Origin of the sequence: Roseovarius arcticus (assembly GCF_006125015.1) — a bacterium.
GTDB lineage: Bacteria > Pseudomonadota > Alphaproteobacteria > Rhodobacterales > Rhodobacteraceae > Roseovarius > Roseovarius arcticus.
Genome location: NZ_SZZN01000001.1, coordinates 20,089 through 46,783, shown reverse-complemented (window position 1 = coordinate 46,783; position 26,695 = coordinate 20,089). Strand labels below are relative to the sequence as shown.

At 61.1% G+C, this 26,695-nt stretch carries 26 protein-coding genes; 14 read left to right on the top strand and 12 right to left on the bottom strand.

The genetic code is table 11. The annotated features are described in order from the left end of the window. Positions 1–87: 87 nt before the first annotated feature. The 4 genes from MK6180000_RS00225 to MK6180000_RS00210 are packed head-to-tail and all read right to left on the bottom strand — an operon-like array spanning position 88 to position 2,767. Positions 88–1,131 (bottom strand): MaoC family dehydratase, encoded by a 1,044-nt coding sequence (locus tag MK6180000_RS00225; RefSeq protein WP_138932888.1) that lies wholly within the window; start codon positions 1,129–1,131, stop codon positions 88–90. Next, a complete protein-coding gene (locus tag MK6180000_RS00220) occupies positions 1,128–1,331 on the bottom strand; it encodes a DUF1737 domain-containing protein (RefSeq protein ID WP_138932887.1) in 204 nt (67 codons plus the stop codon). Before MK6180000_RS00220 ends, MK6180000_RS00225 begins: the two co-directional genes overlap by 4 nt. A gap of 24 nt (positions 1,332–1,355) precedes the next feature. Further along, positions 1,356–1,901 carry an NnrU family protein gene (locus MK6180000_RS00215; RefSeq protein ID WP_138936273.1) on the bottom strand — a complete coding sequence of 182 codons (546 nt, stop codon included), beginning with the start codon at positions 1,899–1,901 and terminating at the stop codon, positions 1,356–1,358. Between the two features lie 5 nt (positions 1,902–1,906). Continuing rightward, entirely contained in the window at positions 1,907–2,767 is an 861-nt protein-coding gene (locus tag MK6180000_RS00210) for an HpcH/HpaI aldolase/citrate lyase family protein (RefSeq protein ID WP_138932886.1), read from the bottom strand. Positions 2,768–3,019: 252 nt separating this feature from the next. Here MK6180000_RS00210 and mdh point away from each other — a divergent pair, with 252 nt between their 5' ends. The 10 genes from mdh (at position 3,020) to lpdA (ending at position 14,504) form a co-directional block, all read left to right on the top strand. Further along, positions 3,020–3,982 (top strand): malate dehydrogenase, encoded by a 963-nt coding sequence (gene mdh / locus MK6180000_RS00205; RefSeq protein ID WP_138932885.1) that lies wholly within the window; start codon positions 3,020–3,022, stop codon positions 3,980–3,982. Positions 3,983–4,524: 542 nt separating this feature from the next. Continuing rightward, the gene (gene sucC, locus MK6180000_RS00200; protein ID WP_138932884.1) at positions 4,525–5,718 is read left to right on the top strand and encodes an ADP-forming succinate--CoA ligase subunit beta; all 1,194 of its coding nucleotides are present in this window, start codon (positions 4,525–4,527) and stop codon (positions 5,716–5,718) included. Between the two features lie 29 nt (positions 5,719–5,747). After that, positions 5,748–6,083, top strand: a complete 336-nt coding sequence (locus MK6180000_RS00195) for a hypothetical protein (protein ID WP_138932883.1) — start codon at positions 5,748–5,750, stop codon at positions 6,081–6,083. A gap of 16 nt (positions 6,084–6,099) precedes the next feature. After that, complete coding sequence (gene sucD, locus MK6180000_RS00190) at positions 6,100–6,981, top strand: succinate--CoA ligase subunit alpha (protein WP_138932882.1); 882 nt, start codon at positions 6,100–6,102, stop codon at positions 6,979–6,981. A gap of 84 nt (positions 6,982–7,065) precedes the next feature. Then, positions 7,066–10,026 carry a 2-oxoglutarate dehydrogenase E1 component gene (locus tag MK6180000_RS00185; RefSeq protein ID WP_138932881.1) on the top strand — a complete coding sequence of 987 codons (2,961 nt, stop codon included), beginning with the start codon at positions 7,066–7,068 and terminating at the stop codon, positions 10,024–10,026. A gap of 3 nt (positions 10,027–10,029) precedes the next feature. After that, complete coding sequence (odhB, locus tag MK6180000_RS00180; protein ID WP_138932880.1) at positions 10,030–11,598, top strand: 2-oxoglutarate dehydrogenase complex dihydrolipoyllysine-residue succinyltransferase; 1,569 nt, start codon at positions 10,030–10,032, stop codon at positions 11,596–11,598. A gap of 80 nt (positions 11,599–11,678) precedes the next feature. Then, on the top strand, positions 11,679–11,978 hold the full coding sequence (locus MK6180000_RS00175; RefSeq protein ID WP_138932879.1) for a hypothetical protein: 300 nt from the start codon (positions 11,679–11,681) through the stop codon (positions 11,976–11,978). Next, the gene (locus tag MK6180000_RS00170) at positions 11,975–12,589 is read left to right on the top strand and encodes a hypothetical protein (protein ID WP_246040381.1); all 615 of its coding nucleotides are present in this window, start codon (positions 11,975–11,977) and stop codon (positions 12,587–12,589) included. The genes MK6180000_RS00175 and MK6180000_RS00170 overlap by 4 nt, the downstream gene beginning before the upstream one ends. After that, positions 12,586–12,996, top strand: a complete 411-nt coding sequence (locus tag MK6180000_RS00165) for an MAPEG family protein (RefSeq protein WP_138932878.1) — start codon at positions 12,586–12,588, stop codon at positions 12,994–12,996. Before MK6180000_RS00170 ends, MK6180000_RS00165 begins: the two co-directional genes overlap by 4 nt. Before the next feature lie 119 nt (positions 12,997–13,115). After that, positions 13,116–14,504 carry a dihydrolipoyl dehydrogenase gene (lpdA, locus tag MK6180000_RS00160; RefSeq protein ID WP_138932877.1) on the top strand — a complete coding sequence of 463 codons (1,389 nt, stop codon included), beginning with the start codon at positions 13,116–13,118 and terminating at the stop codon, positions 14,502–14,504. Positions 14,505–14,630: 126 nt separating this feature from the next. On the opposite strand, the gene MK6180000_RS00155 is transcribed toward lpdA, so the two are convergent. The 3 genes from MK6180000_RS00155 to MK6180000_RS00145 are packed head-to-tail and all read right to left on the bottom strand — an operon-like array spanning position 14,631 to position 16,947. Next, positions 14,631–15,371 carry a lysophospholipid acyltransferase family protein gene (locus tag MK6180000_RS00155; protein ID WP_138932876.1) on the bottom strand — a complete coding sequence of 247 codons (741 nt, stop codon included), beginning with the start codon at positions 15,369–15,371 and terminating at the stop codon, positions 14,631–14,633. Beyond that, a complete protein-coding gene (locus MK6180000_RS00150) occupies positions 15,368–16,273 on the bottom strand; it encodes a cell division protein FtsX (protein WP_138932875.1) in 906 nt (301 codons plus the stop codon). Before MK6180000_RS00150 ends, MK6180000_RS00155 begins: the two co-directional genes overlap by 4 nt. After that, positions 16,270–16,947 (bottom strand): cell division ATP-binding protein FtsE, encoded by a 678-nt coding sequence (locus MK6180000_RS00145; RefSeq protein WP_138932874.1) that lies wholly within the window; start codon positions 16,945–16,947, stop codon positions 16,270–16,272. The genes MK6180000_RS00150 and MK6180000_RS00145 overlap by 4 nt, the downstream gene beginning before the upstream one ends. A 171-nt stretch (positions 16,948–17,118) precedes the next feature. On the opposite strand from MK6180000_RS00145, the gene MK6180000_RS00140 reads away from it, so the two are divergent. After that, complete coding sequence (locus MK6180000_RS00140) at positions 17,119–18,048, top strand: zinc-ribbon domain-containing protein (protein WP_138932873.1); 930 nt, start codon at positions 17,119–17,121, stop codon at positions 18,046–18,048. A gap of 18 nt (positions 18,049–18,066) precedes the next feature. Continuing rightward, on the top strand, positions 18,067–18,963 hold the full coding sequence (locus MK6180000_RS00135) for a DMT family transporter (protein WP_138932872.1): 897 nt from the start codon (positions 18,067–18,069) through the stop codon (positions 18,961–18,963). Here MK6180000_RS00135 and MK6180000_RS00130 read toward each other — a convergent pair. Genes MK6180000_RS00130 through argH form a run of 5 tightly spaced genes read right to left on the bottom strand, consistent with a single transcriptional unit; the run spans position 18,960 to position 24,765 of the window. Beyond that, positions 18,960–21,545 (bottom strand): TIGR02302 family protein, encoded by a 2,586-nt coding sequence (locus MK6180000_RS00130; RefSeq protein ID WP_138932871.1) that lies wholly within the window; start codon positions 21,543–21,545, stop codon positions 18,960–18,962. The genes MK6180000_RS00135 and MK6180000_RS00130 overlap by 4 nt on opposite strands. Before the next feature lie 28 nt (positions 21,546–21,573). After that, the gene (gene lysA / locus MK6180000_RS00125; RefSeq protein WP_138932870.1) at positions 21,574–22,839 is read right to left on the bottom strand and encodes a diaminopimelate decarboxylase; all 1,266 of its coding nucleotides are present in this window, start codon (positions 22,837–22,839) and stop codon (positions 21,574–21,576) included. Positions 22,840–22,898: 59 nt separating this feature from the next. Beyond that, positions 22,899–23,204 (bottom strand): DUF2834 domain-containing protein, encoded by a 306-nt coding sequence (locus MK6180000_RS00120; protein ID WP_138932869.1) that lies wholly within the window; start codon positions 23,202–23,204, stop codon positions 22,899–22,901. Next, positions 23,201–23,377 (bottom strand): hypothetical protein, encoded by a 177-nt coding sequence (locus tag MK6180000_RS20185; RefSeq protein ID WP_171054484.1) that lies wholly within the window; start codon positions 23,375–23,377, stop codon positions 23,201–23,203. The genes MK6180000_RS00120 and MK6180000_RS20185 overlap by 4 nt, the downstream gene beginning before the upstream one ends. Further along, the gene (gene argH / locus MK6180000_RS00115) at positions 23,374–24,765 is read right to left on the bottom strand and encodes an argininosuccinate lyase (RefSeq protein ID WP_138932868.1); all 1,392 of its coding nucleotides are present in this window, start codon (positions 24,763–24,765) and stop codon (positions 23,374–23,376) included. The genes MK6180000_RS20185 and argH overlap by 4 nt, the downstream gene beginning before the upstream one ends. A 22-nt stretch (positions 24,766–24,787) precedes the next feature. Here argH and MK6180000_RS00110 point away from each other — a divergent pair, with 22 nt between their 5' ends. Beyond that, complete coding sequence (locus tag MK6180000_RS00110; RefSeq protein WP_138932867.1) at positions 24,788–25,399, top strand: TlpA family protein disulfide reductase; 612 nt, start codon at positions 24,788–24,790, stop codon at positions 25,397–25,399. A 68-nt stretch (positions 25,400–25,467) separates the two neighbouring features. Further along, positions 25,468–26,631 (top strand): alpha-hydroxy acid oxidase, encoded by a 1,164-nt coding sequence (locus MK6180000_RS00105; RefSeq protein ID WP_138932866.1) that lies wholly within the window; start codon positions 25,468–25,470, stop codon positions 26,629–26,631. Positions 26,632–26,695 lie beyond the last annotated feature (64 nt).

Sequence of the window (26,695 nt, the reverse complement as noted above, 5' to 3'; positions counted from 1 at the left end):
CAGACCTCTCATCTTGGCACAAATACTCAAACTTCTCGGCACGACACGCGTGCTACGACCCAGATCATAGCGCCACCGCGCAGGTTGTCACACCGGCGCCAGCGCCCAGTAATCCAGATCCAGCAGCACGTCCGGCAGATACTTGCCATCCTCGCCGCGCAGCTCGCCCACCGCGCCGCCCTTGGTGGCGACCAGCCGCAACCTTAGAGCGCCAACGCCCGGCGCGGATGTCTCGACCCGGTCCAGAACCTCGCTCCAAGCGCGGATTGTATCGCCAGCGTGGCAGGGGTTTGCATGGGCGCCGCCATTCAGGCCCGCGATAATCTGTGCATTGGCCAGCCCATTAAAGCTTAGCGCGCGGGCCATCGAGATGACGTGCCCGCCGTAGATCAGCCGCCCGCCCTCGCGGGCTGTACTATCGAAATGCACCTTGGCGGTGTTCTGCCATAGGCGCGTGGCCAGCATATGCTCGGCCTCCTCGATCGTGACGCCGTCGACATGGTCAATCACCTCGCCCACTGCGTAATCGCCCCAGCGATGCGGCTCGCCCGCAAGTGTGAAATCATAGCCTGTGAAATCAAGGCCGTCCGGTATCACCAATTGATCCGCGCTCAGCGCAGGGGCCAGATCGGGGATCACCGTTTCAGGCGCGGGCGCGTCCAGATCACGCTTTTTCACCATCACCCAGCGCACATAATCCAGCACAGCCTCGCTGCGCTGATTGATCCCTGTCGTCCGGACCCAGACCACACCAGATTTGCCGCTCGAGTTTTGCTTTAGCCCGATCACGTTAGACACCGACCGCAGCGTATCACCCGCATAGACGGGAGCCAGCCAGCGCCCCTCGGCATAGCCCAGATTGGCGAGCGCGTTCAGCGAAATATCCGGCACCGTCTTGCCGAATACGGTGTGAAAGGCGATCAGATCATCCAGCGGCGCAGTAGTTAGCCCGCAAGACCGCGCGAATTCGTCCGACGAATAGAGCGCGTGGCGCGCCGGATAAAGCGCATGGTAAAGCGCGCGTTCGCCCGCCCCGATTGTGCGCGGCACCGCATGTTCGATCACCTGCCCGACCGTATAATCCTCGAAAAACCGGCCAGCGTTTGTCTTTGCCGCGCTTGTCTTGCTCATTGCGCGCCCAGTTTGGTGTCCGGAGTGTAGACGCCCGGCGCCTCCTTGGTCACGGCCTGCCCGCAGCGCATGACGCCGTTAGCCCCGTCAAAGGCTTGGGTCGGGCTGCCATATAGCTCCCATCCCTTGTTTAGCGCATCCGTGACTTTGTGGCAGAACGCGGACGTGTCGTCGGCACTAAGAAAGCGGTAAAGTTTCATGTTGTCCTCATCGATAGAGCGGCCTCAGCCGAATGTAGGATAGCCCAGCGCATAGTGAATGGCGACGATCACGGCATAGACGACCAGTGTCGCGACGACGGCAATCACCTCCTTGCTCGCAGGCTTGGCAGGCGGGGGTGTCCAGTTCGGCTCGGCGCGGTTGATGACGATCACTTCGCTCACCGCCCAAGCGAGCAGGCCGCCAAAGAGGATAAAAGACGGCACGTCGCCATTTACCAGCAAATGCGCAATCGCCCAGACCTTGACCGCCGCCAGCATTGGATGGCGCATCTTGCGCGCCAGCGCGGTTTTCATGCCCGAAACGGCAAAGAGATACACCGACAGCAGCATCAGCAGATTGTTGATCCCCACCGTCGCGGGATGGCGGCCCCAGAATACGGCGCCGTCCGACATGCGGTAGCCAATGACCATCAAGATTATGCCCGCCAACAGAACCAGCGCAATGGGCCCGCGCGCCTTGGCGCCCATACCCGCGCGCGCATCTGGCGCTATGCGCTTAAAGAAATGCCCGCCGCACCACAGCGCAAGACCCAAAATCAGTATGGCAATGCCCATTATGTCGTCCCCAATTCGGCCAGGATCTTCGCCTTGGCCAGTATGCTGCGCGCGGCTATAACGTGCAAATTCTCGACGATAGCGCCGTCGACCACGGCCACACCATCGCCCGACGCCGCGCTGGCCTCATGCGCAGCGATCTGGCGGCGGGCCAGATCGATCTCGGCGCTCGCCGGTGCGAACGCGCGGTTGGCGCCGTCGATTTGCGCGGGGTGTATCAGCGTCTTGCCGTCAAAACCCAGATCGCGGCCCTGCTCGCACTCCGCCGCTAAACCTTCGTCATCCTTGAAGCGATTATAGACGCCGTCGATGGCCAGAATGCGGGCGGCGCGGGCGGCCATCACGATGGTTTGCAGCGCCGTCATCAGCGGCAAGCGGTCCGCGCGGGTGCGACTGCCCAAATCCTTGGCCAAATCGTTGGTACCTGCGATGACCCCCGCCACACGGCCATGCGCCGCGATTTCGCGCGCGTTGAATATGCTGGTGGGTGTTTCCATCATTGCCCAGATTGGCATGTCGCCCGGCAAAAGGTCGGCAAGCGTGTCGATATCGCAGCTTGCGCTTACCTTGGGCATTAGAATCGCATCGGCGCCTGCATCCTTCAATGCGCGCACGTCATCCAGACCCCATTCGGTGGTCAGCGCGTTAATCCTCACGATTCGGGCGCGGTGGCCATAGCCTCCCTCCTTTAGCGCAGCGGCCAGCGCGGTGCGCCCGGCAGCCTTGGCATCCGGCGTAACGGCATCTTCCAGATCAAAAATTATTGCATCGCACGGCAGCTCGCGCGCCTTTTCCAGCGCGCGCTGCTTTGCAGCAGGAATGTAGAGGACCGATCGATAAGGGCGGTGGGCGACGTCCATGCTCTCTCCTGCTGCGCTGGAAACATTATTGCGCAGGGATGCCATTTTTGGGTGCAATCATTCAAGAGCTTTTTCGCCGCAGCGCAGCGCACGTATTCCCGAATGGTGGTGCCCAGAACACATACTACGCGCTGCTTTGGCCTCCTGTTCCACTGTCGCGCGGGACGCCCCTGCAGTGCAGCGCCCTTGCAAGCGGACGTAAATAGGACTACCTCACGCCCAAATTTCCTTGCCAATCGGAGGTAACAACCCATGGCCAGACCCAAGATAGCACTGATCGGCGCCGGACAAATCGGGGGTACGCTCGCCCACCTCGCCGCGATCAAGGAACTGGGCGATATCGTCCTGTTCGACATCTCCGAAGGCACGCCCGAGGGCAAAGCCTTGGACATCGCCGAATCGGGCCCCGCCGAAGGCTTTGACGCGACGCTCAAGGGCACGCAATCCTATGCCGACATCGCAGGTGCGGACGTGTGCATCGTGACCGCTGGCGTCCCGCGGAAACCGGGGATGAGCCGCGACGACCTGCTAGGTATCAACCTGAAGGTGATGAAGTCGGTCGGTGAAGGCATCCGCGATCACGCGCCGAATGCGTTCGTGATCTGCATCACCAACCCGCTTGATGCGATGGTTTGGGCGCTGCGCGAATTTTCCGGCCTGCCGCACGAAAAGGTCTGCGGCATGGCGGGCGTTCTGGACAGCGCACGCTTCCGTCACTTCCTCAGCCTCGAATTTGGCGTCTCGATGCGTGATGTCAGCGCCTTTGTTCTGGGCGGGCATGGCGACACGATGGTGCCGCTAACGCGCTACTCTACCGTTGCCGGCATTCCCCTGCCCGACCTGATCGACATGGGATGGACTACCCAAGAGAAGCTGGACGCAGTCGTGCAGCGCACCCGCGACGGCGGCGCCGAAATCGTCGGCCTGCTGAAAACCGGCAGCGCGTTCTATGCGCCCGCCACATCCGCCATCGAAATGGCCGAGGCGTATCTGAAGGACCAAAAACGCGTCCTGCCCTGCGCCGCACATGTCGACGGCGCCTATGGCCTGAACGGCTTTTACGTCGGCGTGCCGACAGTGATCGGCGCGGGCGGCATCGAAAAGGTTATCGAGATCAAGATGAACAAGGACGAGCAGGCGATGTTCGACAAGTCGGTTACCGCCGTTAAGGGCTTGGTCGACGCGTGCAAAAGCATCGACGGCTCACTAAGCTGAATTTGCCTACAGAAATGATCAGAGGCCCCGGCTTGCGCTGGGGTCTTTTTCATTTCAGGTGATCGCGTTCCTTTTTCCCTCCCTTCGGCCACTGTTGCACTTTGCAGTAACCCCGCCCCTTCGTTTCGGCAGCCGCCGCAATGCCTGTTTATTGAATGCGCACGCACTGACCTCAACCACGGCGCCGGGCACCTTACGCAGCAACGGGAGGCCGAATGTTCACAGTGGCGCGTGCTGCGACGAAAACTCTTCGGCATTCATGTGTACCAACCGATTCTCAGGTCTCCGCCCCTGCGCACGGGCCGCATACAGTGCCTGCCGCCGAAGATTCGCCGTTGCCCGGCTATTTCGCCGCAAGGCTTTTGCGCCGTGATTCCCTACCAGCGGTAAAGGTACCGAAATTTGTGATCACACGCTTTGTGGCTGTGATCACAAAGGGCGGAATTTTGCCTCTTATCGTACAGACTTGGCAATAAACCGTTTAATCCTCGCTAAGCGTTATATGTATATCAGAACCGAACACAGAAAAACGGGACAGTTTCATGAACATCCACGAGTATCAGGCCAAGGCGCTGCTGCGCTCCTACGGGGCGCCCGTATCGGATGGCCGCGTCGTGCTGCGCGCCGAAGAGGCAAAGACAGCCGCCAGCGAAATGGACGGCCCCTTGTGGGTGGTCAAGGCGCAGATCCACGCAGGCGGCCGCGGTAAGGGCAGCTTCAAAGAGGACGGCGCAGGCGAGGCCGGCGGTGTCCGTCTGGCCAAATCGGTCGAGGAGGCAGCCTCCGAAGCCAAGCGTATGCTGGGCCGTACGCTGGTGACCAAGCAGACCGGACCAGCCGGTAAGCAGGTCAACCGCATCTATATCGAGGATGGCGCAGGCATCGAGACAGAGATGTATCTGGCGCTGCTGGTCGATCGCCAGACATCGCGCGTCAGCTTTGTCGCGTCCACCGAGGGCGGCATGGACATCGAAGAAGTGGCTGAGAATACGCCCGAGAAAATCCTGAGCTTCAGCGTCGATCCCGCCACCGGATACCAGCCGTTTCATGGCCGCCGGATCGCGTTCAACCTCGGCCTTGAGGGTGGGCAGGTCAAGCAGTGCGTAGCGCTGATGGGCACGCTCTATAAGATGTTCATCGACAAAGACATGGAGATGCTGGAGATCAATCCGCTGATCGTGACCGACAAGGGCGATCTACGATGCCTCGACGCCAAGATGAGCTTTGACGGCAACGCCATGTACCGCCACAGCGACATAGCGGAGTTGCGCGACACCACCGAAGAAGACCCCAAAGAGCTAGAGGCGTCCAAATACGATCTGAACTACATCGCTCTGGACGGCGAAATCGGCTGCATGGTCAACGGCGCGGGCCTTGCCATGGCAACGATGGACATCATCAAGCTCTACGGCGCCGAGCCTGCAAACTTCCTCGACGTCGGCGGCGGCGCGACCAAGGAAAAAGTGACCGAAGCGTTCAAGATCATTACGTCCGATCCGCAAGTTAAGGGCATTTTGGTCAACATCTTTGGCGGCATCATGCGCTGCGACGTGATCGCGGATGGTGTGGTGGCGGCTGTCAAAGAGGTCGGCCTAAAGGTGCCGCTGGTCGTGCGGCTGGAAGGGACCAACGTCGAGAAGGGCAAGGAGATCATCAATAACTCCGGGCTGGACGTGATCGCGGCGGACGACCTGAAGGACGGCGCGCAGAAGATCGTGAAGGCGGTTAAGGGGTGATGCGCTAGGCGCAGCCCAAGGAGTCATTTATGCAGATTGATCCATTCCCCTTTGCCTTCTCACCGTTAGAGAGCCCAGTTCACGCACTCATTCTCGCGGGCTTGGGAGTGCTTTTCTGGGTAATTGGCAAAGACAATCTGCTAATGGCTTCGCATCCCAATCAAGTACGTTGGCAAGCGCGAAACAATCCGCTGCTATTCTTCGCCACGAAGCGCTCGGCTACGGTAGCCGAACAGCGCAGTTGGATGCCGGATGGCTACTTCCGCGCATACAAATTTTTTGGCGGGATGGGGCAGTGGATTGGCTTTGCCATCGGATCGTTCGGCCTCGCCTGCTTTGTCATAGCAATCGCACAGAACTTTTGAACTAGGAGCCTAATCAATGGCCATTCTCATAGACGAAAATACACGCGTTATCTGTCAGGGCCTTACCGGCTCGCAAGGCACGTTCCACACTGAGCAGGCCATTGCGTATGGCACAAAAATGGTCGGCGGCGTGACCCCCGGCAAGGGCGGGCAAGTGCATCTGGATCTGCCGGTCTATAACTCGGTTCACGAGGCGCGGCACGAGACGCAGGCAAATGCATCGGTGATCTACGTCCCGCCCCCCTTCGCGGCCGACAGCATCCTTGAGGCGATCGACGCCGAGATGGAGCTGATCGTTTGCATCACCGAGGGCATCCCGGTGCTGGACATGATGCGTGTTCAGCGCGCGCTGCAAGGGTCGAAATCCACGCTGATCGGGCCCAACTGCCCCGGTGTCATTACGCCCGACGCATGCAAGATCGGCATCATGCCCGGCCATATCCACCAGCGCGGCAGTTGCGGCGTTGTCAGCCGCTCGGGCACACTGACGTATGAGGCGGTCAAGCAGACCACCGATGTCGGCCTTGGCCAATCTACCTGCGTCGGCATCGGCGGCGACCCGATCAAAGGGACCGAGCACATCGACGTGCTGGAATGGTTCCTCGCCGACGATGAGACGCAGTCGATTATCATGATCGGCGAAATCGGCGGGTCAGCCGAAGAGGAAGCCGCGCAATTCCTCGCTGATGAGAAGAAAAAGGGCCGCTGGAAGCCGACCGCAGGCTTTATCGCAGGGCGCACAGCCCCTCCGGGCCGCCGCATGGGTCACGCAGGCGCCATCGTCGCCGGCGGCAAAGGCGGCGCGGATGACAAGATCGAAGCCATGCGATCCGCCGGGATCGTCGTCGCCGAAAGCCCTGCGGGGCTGGGCGAAGCCGTGCTTGAGGCAATTGGTTGACGCTGCTCTGCCCATAACTATTTCAGGACGGGTCGCGCCCCGTCCTGACTGCCCGTCTTGCATCCTGCCGCTTGAGGTACTCCAATGACCGACCAATCCTCCAACGATCAGTTCCATGCCTCCAGCTTTATGCAGGGGCATAACGCGGAATACCTTGAACAACTCTACGCGCGCTACGCGAATGACCCCAATGCGGTCGACGAAGCGTGGCAGAAGTTCTTTGCCGAAATGGGCGACGACGATGCCGACGTGACCGCCGAGGCGGCTGGCCCGTCGTGGGCGCGCGCGGATTGGCCCCCCATGCCGCAGGACGATCTGACATCTGCGCTGACGGGCGAATATCCGGCCGAGCCGGAGGCGAAGGCCGTTGGCAAGAAATTGACCGAAAAGGCCCGGGAGAAGGGTATCGAGGTCAGCGACGAGGTCGTTCAGCGGGCGGTTCTGGATTCGGTCCGCGCCCTCATGTTGATCCGCGCTTACCGCATCCGTGGCCACCTGATCGCCGACCTCGACCCGCTGAACCTGCGCGAACAGCCATTCCGGCCTGAACTGGACCCGGAAAGCTATGGCTTTACCAGCGGCGACATGGACCGCCCGATATTTATCGACAACGTGCTGGGCTTGCAGATTGCCACGATCCGCGAGATCCTCAGCATCGTGCGGCGCACATATTGCGGCACTTTCGCGCTGCAATACATGCATATTTCCGACCCCGAACAGGCCGGGTGGCTGAAAGAGCGGATCGAGGGCTACGGCAACGAGATCAGCTTTACCCAAGAGGGCCGCATGGCGATCCTCAAGAAGATGGTTGAGGCCGAGGGTCTAGAGAAATACCTGCACGTCAAATACATGGGCACCAAGCGCTTCGGCCTTGATGGCGGCGAAAGCTTGATCCCCGCGATGGAGCAAATCATCAAACGCGGTGGCAATCTGGGCGTCGAGGATATCGTCGTTGGAATGCCCCACCGGGGCCGCCTGTCAGTCTTGGCCAACGTGATGGGCAAACCTTACCGCGCCATCTTTAACGAGTTTCAGGGCGGCAGCTTCAAGCCAGAGGATGTCGATGGCTCTGGTGATGTAAAGTACCACCTCGGCGCCAGTTCGGACCGCGAATTTGACGGTAACAAAGTGCACCTTTCGCTAACTGCGAACCCAAGCCATCTAGAGGCGGTTAACCCTGTCGTCTTGGGCAAGGTACGCGCAAAACAGGACCAACTGAACGATACTGAGCGCACGAAGGTCCTACCGATCCTACTGCACGGTGATGCGGCCTTCGCCGGTCAGGGCGTCGTTGCGGAATGTTTCGGTTTGTCGGGCCTGCGCGGCCACCGCACGGGTGGCACGATGCATATCGTAGTGAATAACCAAATCGGCTTTACCACAGCGCCGCATTTTAGCCGCTCCAGTCCGTACCCCACCGACATCGCGTTGATGGTTGAGGCCCCAATTTTCCACGTCAATGGCGATGATCCGGAGGCCGTGGTGCATGCCGCCAAGGTCGCGACGGAGTACCGCCAGAAATTCCACAAGGACGTCGTGATCGACATCATTTGTTATCGCCGCTTTGGTCATAACGAGGGTGATGAACCCATGTTCACCAATCCGTTGATGTATAAGAAGATCAAGCAACAAAAGACGACCCTGACCCTCTATACTGAGCGACTGGTCAAAGACGGCCTGATCCCCGAGGGCGAGGTCGAGGATATGAAGGACGCCTTCCAGTCCTACCTCGCTGAGGAATTTGAGGCCGGCACCAATTACAAGCCGAACAAGGCCGATTGGCTGGACGGCAAGTGGGCACATCTTGACCGCAAGGAAGAGGATTACCAGCGCGGCCAGACTGCCATCAAAGAAGAGACGTTCCACGAGATCGGCACGTCGCTTTGCCGCGCGCCGGATGGTTTCCCGATCCACAAGACGGTGCAGCGCATCCTTGATGCCAAGGCCAAGATGTTCGAAACCGGCGAGGGATTTGACTGGGCCACTGGTGAGGCACTGGCGTTCGGCTCGCTTCTGACCGAAGGGTTCGGCGTGCGCCTATCCGGGCAGGACAGCAGCCGTGGCACATTTAGCCAGCGTCATTCGGCAATCATTAACCAAGACGACGAGGAGCGGTACTACCCCCTCAACAACATTCGTGAGGGGCAGGCCCGCTACGAGGTCATCGATTCCATGTTGTCCGAATACGCGGTTCTGGGCTTTGAATATGGCTATACGCTGGCCGAGCCGAATGCGCTGACCCTTTGGGAGGCGCAATTTGGCGATTTCGCCAACGGCGCCCAGATTATGTTCGACCAGTTTATCAGTTCCGGCGAGAGTAAATGGCTGCGCATGTCCGGGCTCGTTTGCCTTTTGCCGCATGGCTATGAGGGTCAAGGCCCCGAGCATTCGTCGGCACGGCTGGAGCGGTTCCTGACAATGTGCGGGCAGGACAACTGGATCGTCGCGAACTGCACCACTCCGGCAAACTATTTCCACATCCTGCGCCGCCAACTGCATCGCACCTATCGCAAGCCGCTGATCCTGATGACGCCAAAATCGCTCTTGCGTCACAAGATGGCCGTGTCCAAAGCCGAAGAATTTATTATCGGGTCCAGCTTCCACCGCGTTCTATGGGACGACGCGCAATACGGCAATTCCGATACGCAGTTGGCCAGCGATGACAAGATCAAGCGCGTCGTCATGTGCTCTGGCAAGGTCTACTTTGACCTGCTCGAAGAGCGCGACAAGCGCGGCATTGATGATGTCTATCTGATGCGGTTTGAGCAGTTCTATCCCTTCCCCGCGCAATCGGCGGTCAAAGAATTGGAGCGCTTCAAACACGCCGAAATGGTCTGGTGCCAAGAAGAGCCAAAAAATCAAGGCGGTTGGAATTTCATTGAGCCGAATATTGAATGGGTTCTGGGCCGTATCGACGCAAAACATTCCCGCCCCGAATACGCGGGCCGCGCAGCTGCTGCATCGCCCGCCACGGGCCTCGCCAGCCAGCACAAGGCACAACAAGCGGCGCTCGTTGACGACGCCCTGACGATTAAAGGAAACTAGACCATGAGCACCGAAGTACGCGTCCCAACATTGGGCGAATCCGTTTCCGAGGCCACCGTGGCCACATGGTTCAAGAAACCAGGCGATGCCGTCGAGGCTGACGAAATGCTGTGCGAGTTGGAGACGGACAAGGTCACCGTCGAAGTCCCCAGCCCCGCCGCCGGCACGATGGGTGATATTGTCGCCGCCGAAGGTGAGACAGTGGGCGTCGATGCCCTGCTTGCCACGATCGAGGAAGGCGCTGGCGCCAGGCCCAAGGGCGATAAACCGGCCAAGGCCGAGGATAAGCCTGCCAAGGAAGAGAAATCTGAAGCGGAACCTGCCAAGCAGACTGAAAAGTCTATTGGAAAAGGCGGCGGCAGCATTGATGTGATGGTCCCCACCTTGGGTGAGAGTGTCAGCGAAGCGACCGTCAGCACTTGGTTTAAAAAAGTCGGCGACAAAGTCGAGGCCGATGAGATGCTGTGCGAGTTGGAGACCGATAAGGTATCCGTGGAGGTGCCCAGCCCCGGCGCAGGTACGCTGTCAGAAATCCTCGCGAACGAGGGCGACACCGTGCAGGCAGGCGGCAAGCTGGCGATCCTGTCGTCCGGCTCGGACGCCGGCGTGGCGCAGGCGACAGATGACGCGCCCGCAGACGGCGAGCAATACCAGCAGCCAGAGGCTGGCGGCGACAAGATGAAAGATGTTGAGGATGCCCCATCGGCCAAGAAGGCCATGGCCGAGGCGGGCTTGACCGCTGATCAAGTCACCGGCACCGGCAAGGATGGCCGCATCATGAAGGAAGACGTCGCCAAGGCCGCCAAGGATGGCGCTGCCCCCGCGCCCAAGGCCGCACCGGCGCCGCGCGCCGCGTCGCCTGCTAGCGATGCCGACCGCGAAGAGCGGGTCAAGATGACCCGCCTGCGCCAGACCATCGCCAAGCGTCTGAAAGAAAGCCAAAATACCGCCGCCATGCTGACCACCTATAACGAGGTCGACATGACTGAGGTGATGGCCCTGCGCAGCGAATACAAGGACGAATTCCTCAAGAAGCACGGCGTCAAGCTGGGCTTTATGTCGTTTTTCACCAAGGCCTGCATTCACGCGCTAAACGAGGTGCCTGAGGTTAACGCCGAAATCGACGGCACCGAGATCGTATACAAAAAATTCGTGCATATGGGCATCGCTGCCGGCACGCCCACCGGCCTTGTCGTGCCGGTGATACGCGACGCGGACGCGATGAGCTTTGCCGGGATCGAAAAGGCTATCGGCGAAATGGGCGCCAAGGCGCGTGACGGCAAGCTGACCATGGCCGAGATGCAGGGCGGCACGTTTACCATCTCGAACGGCGGCGTTTACGGCTCGCTCCTGTCCTCGCCCATCCTGAACCCGCCGCAATCGGGCATTCTTGGTATGCACAAAATTCAGGACCGTCCCATGGCGATCAAGGGCGAGGTTAAAATCCGCCCGATGATGTATCTGGCCCTGAGCTACGACCACCGGATCGTGGACGGCAAAGGTGCGGTGACGTTCCTCGTGCGGGTAAAAGAGGCGTTGGAGGATCCGCGGCGATTGTTGATGGATTTGTGATTTTGGGGCGACAATCGCCCTAGCGCAAAACCGGCAATAAGCTGGCTGCCACCCGCCTAGCCAGCAGAAACAAAGGTACGATGAGCTATCAGCCTGAACCCGATAATTGGGAAGTAGAGCATCGGCGTATTAATTTTCTCCGGTATTGGTTTATTGATTTGCTGTTTAGAAGGCTATTTCCATTCGCCAAAGAGCGGCCAGTCGCTTTTTGGCTAAGGGTATGGCTGACGTCTATCTTCCTTTTTGGCATCATCATACCACTGGGGGGACTTGAGAGCTTAGACCGTCTGTCCGAAAAACTCGTGCTTCTTTTTGCGATCCTCGGGTGGATAATCCCTTTCGTTTTTTGGATAAAAACCAAAAAGGCTGGCGACAAATGACTAGCCCTCAGAACGCGCTATGCGTTGGGAAAATGGGCGACGCCTGCGAGATTAGCGCAACAAAGCCCGACATTTCGACCTGTCGCTCCCGCGCCATCGCCGCCCGCCGCAAGTTCCGCATTCCCGGCTATCCCACCCTCGCCGATCTCGGCTTTGACGGTGACTACGTCTCGCCCATACAAATCGCCTGCGGGAACCTTACCGGCCCTCTGCTTATTTCCAAGGACTGGCTCGATGCCCCCTCCGCGCTTGCCCACCGGGAGGAGCTCCAAAAGACTGGCCACCTGCCCGATAACCCGTTCATCCGCGTTATAGACAAGGCGCTGGCTATCCTAAATCTCAACCGCGCCGACATCTACATCAGCCCCGTTTTCCACCTGCTGACGCCCAAACGCTCATCGACCATCCCCGCCGCGCACGCACGCGCCAGCTTTGACGCGATCGGCAGACACGAGCTTATGGGCCGCCGCCCCATCGCGCTAGGCATTGACGCGGCGCAGGTTCTGACCCATTTCGGTGTTGACCACGTCCCGGCCCCACATCCGTCGGCCCGCATCGGTAGTTACGACATGCGCGCGGCCCTCATCGCAAAGGCAGTGCAGAACGCATGACCCCCGAACTCACCGCGCTAACGCTTGCCGCCCTACTTCAGGTTGTCCAATTCATGCTTATGGCCGTTCCGGTTAACCTAGAGCTTGGGCCCGCCAAAACGATGTCGCCTCGCGATCCGGCGCAGATGGGCGGCGCAATGATCGACCAGATCAATCCCAAAACCGGTCGGCTTGTACGCGCGCTGAACAACCACTTTGAGGGGCTGATCCTCTTTGGCATCGCCTGCACCGTCATCACGGTTTCGGGGCAGTCGACCAGCCTGACGGCGACCTGCGCTTGGGTATATCTCGCCGCGCGCATCGCTTATGTGCCAGCCTACTACTTTGGCCTCGTGCCATGGCGGTCGGTCATCTGGGCCGTAGGCTTTGGCGCAACCACCCTGATGCTGCTGGCGGCGCTGGTCTGATCTATTGCTGCGTCTAGACGGCTCACAGCCAAACCCACACAAGCAGCGCGTCCGGTTGACCTCCCGGGCAATTCGCTATCTGCTTGGTGCAAATCAAACTTGATCTGAAGGATATTCCAATGGCCAGTTATGATGTCATCGTTATCGGCTCCGGTCCCGGCGGCTATGTCGCCGCCATCCGTTGCGCCCAGTTGGGCCTGAAAACTGCCTGCGTGGAGGGGCGCGATACGCTGGGCGGTACCTGCCTGAATGTCGGCTGCATCCCCTCCAAGGCGCTGCTGCACGCGTCACACATGCTGCACGAGGCCGAGCATAATTTTGCCGCCATGGGCCTCAAGGGAAAGTCGCCGTCCGTCGACTGGAAACAGATGCAGACCTACAAACAGGAAACGATTGATACCAATACAAAGGGCATCGAATTTCTGTTCAAAAAGAACAAAATCGACTGGATCAAGGGCTGGGCCTCTATCCCCGAGGCTGGCAAGGTCAAGGTCGGCGAAGACACGCATGAGGCGAAAAGTATCATCGTCGCATCCGGCTCCGAGCCTTCCAGTCTCAAGGGTGTCGAGGTCGACGAGAAAACCGTTGTATCCTCGACCGGTGCGCTGGTGCTGGGCAAGATACCCAAGAAAATGGTCGTGATCGGCGCAGGTGTCATCGGGCTGGAAATGGGTAGCATCTACTCGCGCCTTGGTGCCGAGGTGACGGTGGTTGAGTATCTCGACGCGATCACGCCCGGCATGGACGCCGAGGTACAAAAGACCTTCCAGCGGATACTGAAAAAGCAGGGGCTCAACTTTATCATGGGCGCGGCCGTACAATCCTGTGAGGTCAAGAGCGGCAAGGCGGTCGTTAAATACAAATTGCGCAAAGACGACAGCGAGGCCGAGATTGAGGCCGACACCGTGCTGCTGGCGACGGGCCGCAAGCCATATACCGATGGTCTGGGCCTAGCGGATCTGGGCGTCGAGACGTCCGAGCGCGGCCAGATCAAAACGGACGATCACTGGCAAACGAACATCAAAGGCATCTATGCCATTGGCGACGCAATTGATGGACCGATGCTGGCCCACAAGGCCGAGGACGAGGGTATGGCCTGCGCCGAGGTGCTGGCCGGCAATCATGGCCACGTCAATTATGGCGTCATCCCCGGTGTAATCTACACCCATCCCGAGGTGGCAACGGTCGGCAAGACTGAGGACGAGTTAAAAAAGGATGGCCGCGCATATAAGGTCGGCAAGTTCAGCTTTATGGGTAATGGCCGGGCCAAGGCGAACTTCGCCGCCGACGGCTTTGTCAAGATCCTCGCCGACAAGGAAACCGACCGAATTCTGGGCTGTCACATCATTGGCCCAATGGCGGGCGATCTTATCCACGAGGTCTGCGTCGCGATGGAATTTGGCGCCGCCGCACAGGATCTGGCTCTGACTTGCCACGCGCATCCGACCTATTCCGAGGCGGTGCGCGAGGCCGCTTTGGCTTGCGGCGATGGGGCGATCCACGCTTAAATTTGTGAGACGCCAAAATCGGGTGGGCGCTATGCTGAATCGCAGCGCCCGCCTTTTTTGTGTCCGCTGCCTCAGGACCAGATTACGCTCGGCACGCCGTAAATCGCCACTAGCGCCGCGAAATGCTCAACGTGGTTCAGTTGGCTCAAACCCCGCCTCCAAAAGCAGCGCATCCGACGCCCTTTCGATATCGTTCTCCAGCCGCTGCATGAATTCGGCGCGGTTTATGCCCGCCTTGATGGTCGGCAGAAACTCGATCACCGCTAGTCCCGGTTTGCGCAGAAGGCCGCGCTTGGGCCAGAATACGCCCACATTCGTCGCGGTCGGCACGCAGTCCTGCCCAAGCGCCGCGTAAATCGCGCCCGTGCCTATTTTGTAGGGTGCAACCACGCCGGGCGGGACGCGTGTGCCCTGCGGATAGATGATCAGCTGGCCGGGCTGAGTGGCACCATGCGCGACGTCTGCGACCATCTTCTTGATCGCCGCGCTACGCTTGCCTCGGTTCACTGGGATGCAGCCCATGCGCAAGGCGTATTGGCCCAGCACCGGCGTCCATAGCAATTCACGCTTCATGATGAATTTACCCGCCGGGACCGCGCTGAATATGAGGATGATGTCAAAGAAGGATTGATGTTTCGCGGCGATCATCACTTCGCCCGTGGGCGGCGTGCCCCGAATTTCGGTGCGCAGGCCCACCATCCACCCAGCGCTCCAACGGACCCACAGGCAGAACGCTTTGCTACCCGCGCGCGCGCCGCGTGCACTAACCAATGCCCATGGAAAAAAGGCTATTCCTATGATCACCATAGCCACATACATCTGGATGATGAACACCAGCGAGCGCAGCCATTGCACGGCGCCGCTCATGGCATGTCACGCAAAGTGCGCTGCGCCGCCGCGCGGGTGGCCGCGTAGGCAACCGCGCCAGACAGCAGCGGGATGATCAGGGGCAACAGCCAGTGCCAGCCCTGAAAGCCAAGCCCCGTCAGAAATCCGCCACCGACATCGGTGCGTGGAAGGAACGCCACCGCAATGCAGGCCAGCACCGTACCGATTGCTGCCCCGCCAAGGCTACGCAAGGTGAAGCGGCGCACAAAGGCCTGCGAAATATACTTATCGCGCGCGCCCACCAGGCGCAGCACGCCGATGACCTGAGCGTTGGCCGACAGTGCCGCGTTAGCCGCTAGCGTGATCATCGCCGCCACGGTGCCACCGATCAGGAGCAGCGACACCCAACCCAGCAGACGCAGACGCGACGCCGCGCGCACCAAGGGCGCCCGCCAGCGCGTGTGATCGTCAAGCACCGCGCCCGGCACCTCGGCCGCAAGGCGCAGGCGCAGTCCGGCGGCGTCATAGCCTACGTCATCTTCGATAATTTCGATCAGTTGCGGGATTGGCAGGCTTTCGACCGGCAGGTCAGGCCCGAACCATGGGGCCAGCAGTGCCCGCTGCTCCTCAGACGTCAGCGCGCGGGCGGAGGCAATGCCCGGCGTAGTCTGCAAAACTTTCAACGCGGCATCGGTTTGGGCCAGCCTCTGGCCCTCCGGCGCCGAAATGCGCAAGGTGGAGCTTCGCGCCAGCGCGTCCCCCCAGCGATCTGCCAGCCGCGAGGTGGCCAACGACAGCGCCAGCGCAAAGACCGCGAGAAAGGCCATCGCCCCGGCGACAAACAGCGTCAGCCAAGCGGTATAGCCCGTGGGCGGCACCACGCGGTCCGCGCTCGCATCCTGAGGGAGCAAGCCGCGCAAGCGATCAATATTCAGCTTCACAGATCTGCCCCTGCCAATTGCAATCGCCGATTCGAGATGCGTAGTACACGCGCCTGAACTTGTGATTTCGTCGCACGGATCAACGCCAGATCGTGCGTAGCGATCATGATCGTCTTGCCCATTCGGTTCAGCTCGATCAGCAGGCGCATCAGGCGCTGCGACATTTCCCAATCGACGTTGCCCGTCGGCTCGTCCGCGAGGATCACGTCAGGCGACATGATGATCGCGCGGGCCAGTGCGGCGCGCTGCCGCTCGCCCCCCGATAGCTCTGGCGGCAAGGCATTCGCGCGCTGCGTCAGGCCGACCCAGCCGATCAATTCGCGCAGGTTCGCGTCCTCAGCCAGCATATCGCGGTCCGACACCATCAGCGGCAGAGCGATATTCTCGGAAACGCTGAGGTGGTTTAGGAATTGGCAATCCTGATGCACGACGCCAATCCTGCGCCGAGCAAGTGCAATACCGTCGCGCGTCATCTCGCGGACGTTGTCGTCGAATAGTCGCACATGCCCTGCCGTGGGCAATAGAGCGCCGTAGAACAGTTTCAGCAGCGTCGTCTTGCCTGCGCCTGATGGACCGGTCAGAAAATGGAACGATCCCGGCTGCAGTCGCAGCGTGATATCGCTCAGCAATTCGCCGCCGCCATAGGAATAGGCCACATTCTCCAGCTCGATCACCGGCTGCCCCTTATGCCCGTTATGGTTCTTAAATGCCCCAGCATGGCCCGCGTTGCAATCGCAGCGGTGCAATTCCTTTGCTCTTTTCGATGCATCCTTTAAACCCTAGAGTGACCGAAATCAGATAGAACCCCGTAAAACGGGGACAGGTGACAGGGGACGGGTGTTAACATGAGGCTGACTTGCCCAAATTGCGGCGCGCAATACGAAGTTCCGGATGATGTGATCCCCGAGGCGGGCCGGGATGTGCAATGCTCTAACTGCGGCGATACCTGGTTTCAGGCGCACGCGAATGACGTGGAGCAAGGCGACGCAGACGCGGCAAAACGCCCATCCGGCGCGGATGACTGGCAGGAGGACGTGCCCGATACGGCCCCCGCCCCGCCCGCCGCCGAGGATTTTGCCGCGCCACCATCCCCGCCCGCAACCGACGAAGTCGCGCCTGAGCCGGAAAAGAAACGCGCAGATGCGCCGACTGTCGATGCGCCACCATCCCGGATTGAGCGGCCCGAGCGACGCGAAATAGATCCCTCCGTTGCCAGCGTTCTGCGCGAAGAGGCCGAGCGCGAAGCGCGCGCGCGGTCGGCGTCGCAAACCGGATTAGAGACACAGACCGATCTGGGCCTTGAGAGTGATCCGGACGAGAGGCAGCGCGCACGCGAGAAACAGCAACGCATGGCGCGAATGCGCGGCGAAGACAGCGTCCGTCCCGATACGGAGGAAGAGGAGGAAGATGACACCGACATCGACCCCACATCCCGCCGCAGCCTGTTTCCCGACATTGAGGAAATCAATTCCTCCCTTTCGCCCGCTCAGGAGCCGCAGGCAGGCGAGGTCTCCTATGATCCCTACCCTGAGGCTGCACCGCGTCCAGCAGGCGGGTTTCGCCGGGGTTTCTTAGTGTCGCTTCTGATCGCGATCGCCGCGCTGCTGGTCTACATCTTTGCAAACCAGCTGGCAGATCTGATGCCCGCCTTGGAGGGTGTGCTGGCCGATTATGTCGTTTGGGTTGACGGGCTGCGCCAGTGGCTCGACGGGCAGGTGGCCGGCGCGATGCTATGGCTGGACGGGCTGACCTCAACCGCGCCTACCGGTGGCTAGAATGCGGACGCCGCCGCAATGATGCCCGCCACCGGCAGGCCGCTGACCCCGGTTCTGCTGACTTTCTGCTCAGCGATCCTGTGGGGATTATGGTGGATCACAATCCGCTGGATTGAGTCCATGGGCCTAAGCGGCGCGCAGGCCGGCATTGTGTGCAATTTGGGCGCGGCGCTGGCCATTGGTGGCTACATGCTGGCCACACGAATGCAGCTGCGTCTCAGCGCGCGAACGCTGCTCGGCGCGGTTCTGGTCGGGCTGGCCTTCGCTTGCTATTCGCTGTCGCTGACCCTGTCCGACGTCGTGCGCGCGATCTTGCTGTTCTACCTCGCCCCCGCCTGGAGCAAGATCATCGAATGGGTATTTTTAGGCCAGTGTTGGCAAGGCACATCCACAGTGACGCTGATCCTTTCACTGGGCGGCGCGTATCTGGTTTTGGGCGGTGACGTCTCATTAGCTGCCATCACGCTCGGCGATGCGTTGGCGCTGATTTCGGGGGTGGCTTGGGCGATTGGCGCGGCGCTGATATTTTCCGGCCAGAAATCGACCACCTCTGCACTGACGCTTGCCACGGTCGTATCCGCCATGCTGCTGTCGCTGGCCTTTGCGTGGGGCACGGGCGAGGCGCTGCCCACCATGGCCAGCGCGCCCGCGTTTGGCACATCCTTGGCGGTCGGGGCGATCTACCTCTTGCCAGTCCTCGGCATCACGATGTGGAGCGCTCAGCGTCTGCCACCCGGCCTTCTCAGCTTTCTCTTTACGCTAGAAATCGTGGCTGGCGTTGTGTCGGGCGCTCTGCTGCTGGACGAGCCATTCGGCCTTTACCGCATGTCGGGCGGGGTGCTAATCATCGGAGCGGCCCTGATTGAGGCGATCGCCGCCCTGCGCCCGACTGCCATCAGCGAAGCAAAGCGCTAGAACCGCTCCAGCAGACGCTCCAGATAGTCACGCTCTACTTCGGGTCGCGCACCCTCGCCAGACCGGCGGCGCAACTCGTCCAGTAACTCTCGCGCGCGGCGATAGACGTCCTCGCCCTGCAGCAAATCACCTTCGGTGCCTGCGCGGTTGCCCTGCCCTGGCGTGCGGCCCAGCGGATCAGACTGCTGCCCGCCCGTCGCGCCAGCAGCACGGCCCTGCCCGCCCTGACGGTTCTGATTCTCCTTGGCCATCGCCTCGCCTAGCCCGCGCATTCCATCACGCAGTGCGTCCATCGCCTCGGCCTGCTGGTCGATCGCCTCGGCCAAATCGCCGTTGCGCAGCGCCTCTTCGGCGCCGTCCATAGCGTCGCCAGCGCGGTCAAGCGCGCCGCGTGCCTCTTCGCTAGTGCCGCCCGGCAGACTACCGCGCTGGCGCTCAAGCTCTTGGCGCAACGCGTTCTGCCGCTGGGCCAGATCACCAGGCTGGCCGCCGCCTTGCCCGCTTTGTTGGCCTTCGCCATCAGCGCTTCCGCCGTCGCTTTGGCCTTGGCCGCCCTGCCCCTCATGGCTCTGTCCGCGGCCCTGCCCGCCATTGCGGCCCTCATTGCCTTGGCTTTCACCTGCCTGCGCGCCGGGGTTAAACTGCTCCTGCAAATCGCGGAAGGCCTGATCCGACAGGCCCTGCTGCTCGCGCAGCGTATCGGCAAGCCCCTCCATCGCCTGCTGACCTGGGCTGCCCTCACCATCACCGGGCTGGCCCTCGGTCACGCGCAAATTCTCCATCATTTCCTGAAACTGGCGCAACGCCTCTTCGGCCTCGGCCATGCGGCCCTGGCTCATCAGATCTTCGATGCGGTCCATCATATCCTGCAGATCCTGCTGGCTAAGCGTAGTCATATTCTGCTCGCCCTGGTCCGGCTGATCAGTGCCATCCTCGCGCTGTGCCTGCTGCGTTTTCTGGCGCAGATAGTCTTCCGTTGCGTCGCGCAGCTCCTGCATCAGGCGCGCGACTTCGTCCTCACTCGCACCGTTGCGCATCGCCTCGGTCAATCGCTCCTGCGCCTCGCGCATGCGCTCCAGCGCGTCCTCGATATCGCCATCCTCTAGTGTCACGGCCAGATCCCACAGCGCCGCCGCCAGCTCCTCCTGCACGTCGGTCGTCAGGGCATCACCTTCGTATGCTGCCTCCAATCGCCGCAGGATAGTGCGCAGCTTTAGAAAATCCGCAGTGTCGCGGAACAGCGCGTCATCTGGCTGATAGGTGATCGCACGGACCACCTGCGCGATCCGGCGCGCGTTACTGCGGCTCCACAGCAGATCGCGGCGCTGCTCGATGATCGCGGCAGCGACCGGATCGAAAAAGCGGCGCGCTGGCAGGCTCATCTGCAACGGCGCGGCAACGCCGGTCTGGTCCGCCGCGTCACGCGCCTCAATGGTCAGCGTGACGGGCAGATGTGCCCACGGATGCTGCGACAGATTCTCAATCAGCGCTTCAGTAAATTCGGTCCGGCTGCCATTGATCGGCAAGGGAAGGTCCAGCGTGATCACCTCGCGCGGCTCAGGCTCGGCGGCCAGACCATAGCGCCGGTCAACCTCGCCGAGATCTAGCGCAAAGGTCGCTGTACCGCCGGTCACGCCGTAGTCGTCAATTGCCGTAAACGGCTGGCTCATCTGCCCGTCAAAGGTGGTTTTTGCGCCCTCGCTTAGCAGCGTTGCAGAGGGGGCAGTATCCGGCACAGCACGGATGCCCCAGCTGCGACCACCGGGCCCCGCGATGGACAGCGTGCCGTCCTGCGCCACGGCAAAGTCCTGCGACGGGTCGGTGGCGGGGGCGATACCGTCGGTACGGCCCGATACGGTCTCAGACAGGGCCAATGCGCCGACCTCGCCATAGAATCGCAAGGTAACGCGGCTGCCCGCAGGCACATCAATGCGCGCCTTTTGATCTGCCAAATAGAGGCTGGGCAGGCCAGTATAGACCGGCGGCTCAATCCACCCCTCCCATGTCGGGCCGGCGGCCAAGGCGCCATTCGGTATCATCAACCCCGGCGACGCGATCCGCCAGACCGATCCAAACAGCATCGCAACAACCAGCCCCAGCATCGCGATGTGCCGCAGGCCAAAGGGATCGAGGCGCGAAATTTTTAGGTCAGGTTTGGGCGCACGGGCCGCGGCGGCGGCACGCTCCATCCGGGTGCGGTGCGCCTGCCATAATGCCTCGGATGCGGCGTCGCCCTGACCGATCGCCTGCGTGTCGCCCAGCGCCTGCAAAGGGCGGCCAGGCAGCGCGGCGTCTAGCCGGTCCAGCGCCTCGCCGCGGCGCGGCCAGCGAAAGCGGCTGAGGCCCACAACCATCAGCGCGAGCGCGCCCAGCGCAGCCGCAATCCCAGCGCCTGCCACCAGTTCAAACGAGGCATAATCCTGAACGCCCAGCATCACTGAGGCACCGGCGGCAATTAGCAACGTCCAAAGCGGCCAGAAGGCACGCACCAGCCGCTCGGCCAAAAGGCCGGCCCATGTCAGCGTCAGCGGGGCGCGAAGCCGCGCCCGCAGGGGGCCTGTCAGATCGGGACGCTTGTCCATTCGACTCTCCGGATGGGGCCGCAGAATACTACAGCCATTCGGGAATGGTATCTCGATTTATCATCTCGTCAAAGCTTGGCCTTGCCCGGATCACGGCAAAGTCCTGCCCATTGACCAGAACCTCGGGGATCAGGGGCCGCGTGTTGTACTCGCTGGACATGACGGCACCATAAGCGCCCGCGCTGCGAAAGGCGACCAGATCACCCGCCCTCAACAGTGGCATCATGCGCTGCTTGGCAAAGGTATCACCGCTTTCGCAGACAGGTCCGACGATGTCGTAAGGGCGCTGCTCGGCCCCTGCCTCAGGCTCAACCACTGGCACGATATCATGCCAAGCGTCATACATTGCAGGCCGGATGAGATCATTCATAGCAGCGTCAAGGATCAAGAAATCGCGCCCCTCGCCCGACTTCACATAGATGACCTCGCTTACCATAAGCCCTGCGTTACCAGCGATCAGACGGCCCGGCTCAATCTCAATCTCGCAACCCAGATGGCCGAGCGTTTCGCGTATAAGCGCGCCATAATCGCTGGGAAGCGGCGGCGCCTCGTTGCCGCGAGCGTACGGAATGCCAAGGCCACCGCCCAAGTCCAGACGTCTGATATCATGGCCATCTGCGCGCAGAGTTTCGGTCAACTCAGCGACTTTGCGATACGCTTGCCTAAACGGCTCAAGCTCGGTCAGCTGGCTGCCGATATGCACGTCGATCCCGATCACCTCCAGCCCCGGAAGGCTGGCGGCAAGGCGGTACACTTCGCGCGCGCGCGCAATGGGAATTCCGAACTTGTTCTCGCTTTTGCCAGTGGCGATCTTGGCGTGAGTTTTAGCATCCACATCTGGGTTCACACGCACCGTGATGGGCGCACGCAAGCCTAGTTCCACAGCCACGGCGCTCAGAACTTCCATCTCCGGCTCGCTCTCGACGTTGAACTGGCGGATACCGCCCTCCAGCGCCAGACGCATCTCATCCCGTGTTTTGCCGATGCCAGAGAACACGATGCGATCGCCCGGAACGCCTGCTGCCTTGGCGCGCATGTATTCGCCGCCCGACACGACGTCCATCCCCGCCCCCAGTGCCGCAAGCGTCTTGAGGATTGCCACGTTGCTGGCCGCCTTCATTGCATAGCAGACCAGATGGTCCATCCCGTCCAGCGCATCGTCAAAGAGGCGAAAATGCCGTTCTAGCGTGGCGGTCGAATAGACGTAAAAGGGCGTGCCCACCGCAGCCGCAATCTCGGCCACCGGCACGTCCTCGGCATGCAAATTGCCGCCTTGGTAGAGAAAATGATCCACGCCCTATGTCCTTCGCTGCCGCCTGCGGCTGTTTTTCGGCAAATATTTAGATCCTGCTCCTACGCGTTACGCAGGCGGAGGTATAGGTACAGTGGCAGTCCGCAACTGACCCCGATGAGGAACGTTGCGGGGACCGCGATCAGGCGCATCCAGTCCCGGCTGCGCCACGTCTCGGCCAGCACCATCAGTGTCAGCGCAATTGCGGCGATGGTCAGATCCCATACCAGTCCGCTGGTGGCTGGATTGACGTGCCATGCCTTCACCATGCCGCCCAAGTCGAGCCCATGTTCAAAAAACCAGCGCAGGAAATAGCTCATCGGGTGGATCGTGCCCCAGACGGCCAGCGCGAGATAGACGTACTTCATAACGTCGTCGCCGTATGGGCGCTGACGGTGCCGCCAATCACGCCATTGGCAGCTTTGGGCGTCGCGTTTGGCGCGGGCGCCAATTCATCCTGGCTGCTGGGCCGGATCGGCGCGCCGTCGACGCCGCAGGCGGCCAGTGCAGCCAGTGCCACAAATGTGATCAGATATTTCATCCCAGGATCTCCTGCCAGCGCGCGACCTGCGCGCGCACGTTGCCGGGTGCAGTGCCGCCATAGCTGACACGGCTCGCCACCGAATTATGCACACCCAAAACATCGAACACATCGCGGCTGATGTCACCGTGCACGGCTTGCATATCAGATAGCGCCAGATCGGGCAGATCGCAGCCCTTCTTCTCGGCCAGAGCCACCAGTGATCCGGTTACATGATGCGCCTCGCGGAAAGGCATGCCCAGCACCCGAACCAGCCAATCGGCAAGGTCCGTCGCAGTGGAGAATCCAGTGGCGGCGGCGGCCTCCAGCACATCTTTGTTGGCGCTCATGTCGCGCACCATGCCCTCCATCGCGGCCAGCGCCAGCATCAGGTTATCGGCGGCATCGAACACCTGCTCTTTGTCTTCCTGCATGTCCTTGGAATAGGCCAGCGGTAGACCCTTCATCACCATCATCAGCGCGACATTGGCGCCGAATATGCGCCCGATCTTGGCGCGGATCAGCTCGGCTGCGTCGGGGTTCTTCTTTTGCGGCATGATGCTGCTACCGGTGGAAAAGCGGTCGCTAAGCGCGACAAACCGGAACTGCGCCGAGGACCATATCACCAGCTCTTCGGCCATACGGCTAAGGTGCATGGCGCAAATGCTGGCCGCGCCCAGAAAATCCAGCGCAAAGTCGCGGTCGCTGACCGCATCCAGCGAGTTGGCAGACGGGCGGTCAAAGCCCAGCGCCTGAGCCGTCATGTCGCGGTCGATGGGAAAGCTGGTCCCGGCCAAGGCCGCCGCCCCCAACGGACATTCATTCATCCGCGCGCGGGCGTCGCGGACGCGGGACAGATCGCGCGCGAACATCTCGACATAGGCCATCATATGATGGCCCCATGTCACCGGCTGCGCGACTTGCAGATGGGTAAAACCGGGCATGACCCAATCGGCCCCAGCCTCTGCCTGCGCCACCAGCGCACGCATCAAGGCGATCAACGCGCCCTCGGTCGCGTCCAACTGGTCACGCACCCACAGCTTAAAATCGGTCGCGACTTGATCGTTGCGCGACCGGCCTGTGTGCAGTCGGCCGGCAGGCTCACCGATCAAGTCCTTCAATCGCGCTTCGACATTCATGTGAATGTCCTCAAGGGCCGCCGAAAATGCGAATTCGCCGACGTCGATTTCGGCCAGAACGCTATCCAGCCCTTTCGCCATCGCCGCCGCGTCACTATCTGTAACAATGCCCGTGGCCGCCAACATGGCTGCGTGGGCCTTCGATCCGGCGATATCTTGTGCCGCCATACGCTTGTCGAACCCGATGGAGGCGTTTATTGCCTCCATGATCGCATCGGGTCCGGCGGCGAAACGGCCGCCCCACATCTGGTTCGAGGTCTTGTCTGCCATGCCTGCCCCTTTCGGAGGAAAAATGCGCATTTCACGTCTTTCCCTGCTTTATCCCGCCGCCGCCCTCGGTGCAATCGCGGTGGGTCTCTTCTTTGCCCTCGGCAGCGCGCCCGAGGCCGCGTCAGATGCGCCTGCGCGCGATTACTCCGCGCTGGCCTCCGCATTGGACGGCGATATGAAGAAGCTGAACTTTCACGGCGCGCCCAAACCCGTCTCGACAAGTACCTTCACAACCGAAGATGGCAGCACAGCAACGCTCGCGGATTATCAGGGCAAATATGTTCTGCTGAACTTCTGGGCCACGTGGTGCGCGCCTTGCCGCAAAGAAATGCCCATGCTGTCTGAGTTGCAGACCGAATTCGGCGGCGAGGAATTTGAGGTGCTCACGTTGGCTACGGGGCGCAATCCAGTGCCCGCCATTGAGGGCTTCTTTGAAGAAATTGGCGTGACGAACCTGCCCATGCACCGCGATCCGAAACAGCAGGTTGCCCGCGACATGGGCGTTTTGGGCCTGCCGATTACAGTCATCCTTGACCCGGCTGGGCGCGAGGTCGCGCGACTTTCGGGCGACGCGCATTGGAGCAGCGATAGCGCCAAGGCGCTGATTGCAGGTCTGATACAGACCGCTGATTGAGCCAGCCTTGCGCGCAGGCCGCAAGAGCCGCTAGAATCGGAGCGCACTCGCACTTCGGAAGGCCCGCCATGCCCGTGATAACCAACATCGAAGACCTGCACCGCATCTATCGCCGCCGCGTACCGCGCATGTTCTACGACTACACCGAATCGGGCAGCTGGACCGAGCAGACATTCCGCGCCAACAGCGCTGATTTCACCGAAATCCTGCTGCGACAGCGCGTGGCCGTCGACATGGCGGGCCGTTCAACAGCGTCCAAGATGATCGGGCAGGATGTGGCGATGCCCGTCGCCCTTGCCCCCGTTGGCCTGACTGGCATGCAAAGCGCGGACGGCGAGATCAAGGCTGCGCGCGCCGCTGCCAAGTTCGGCGTACCCTACACGCTATCGACTATGTCCATCTGCTCAATCGAGGATGTGGCCGAGAATACGGACAAGCCCTTTTGGCTGCAGGTCTATACGGTTAAAGACGCCGATTTTATGCAACGCCTCTTTGACCGCGCGAAAGCTGCCAAATGCTCGGCCGCGGTCATAACCGTCGACTTGCAAATGCTGGGCCAGCGGCACAAAGACATCAAGAACGGCCTGTCGGCCCCGCCAAAACTGACTGCCAAAAGTATCGCAAATATGGCGACCAAGGCGCGTTGGGGACTGGAAATGCTGGGCACCAAGCGGCGCTCATTCGGCAATATCGTGGGCCACGTCAAGGGTGTAAGCAGCCCTGGCGATCTGACCTCATGGACGAACGAGGCGTTCGATGTCTCGCTGGATTGGGACCGTATCCGCGAGTTTCGGCGGATGTGGGACGGCCCGCTGATCATCAAAGGAATCATTGATCCGCGCGATGCGCGAGAGGCGCTGAACGTGGGCGCCGATGCGATCATCGTCAGCAACCATGGCGGCCGCCAACTGGACGGCGCACTGTCGTCGATCCGCGCGCTGCCCGCCATCATGGATGCGGTCGGCGATAAAATTGAGGTGCATCTGGATAGCGGCATCCGCTCCGGTCAGGACGTGCTCAAGGCGCTGGCGATGGGTGCGACCGGCACCTATATCGGGCGCGCGTACATCTACGGTCTCGGCGCGATGGGCGAGGCTGGCGTCACCCGTGCGCTAGAGGTGATCCACAAGGAGTTGGACATGTCGATGGCGTTCTGCGGGCACCGCGACATAACCGGCGTGGACCGCGATATCCTGATGATACCAAAGGGCTTTTCAGACGGCTGGCAATGATCGTGGCGACCCTGGACGGAACATTGTAGCGCTCGGCGCGTTTGCATGGCAGTCCTGAACGCAG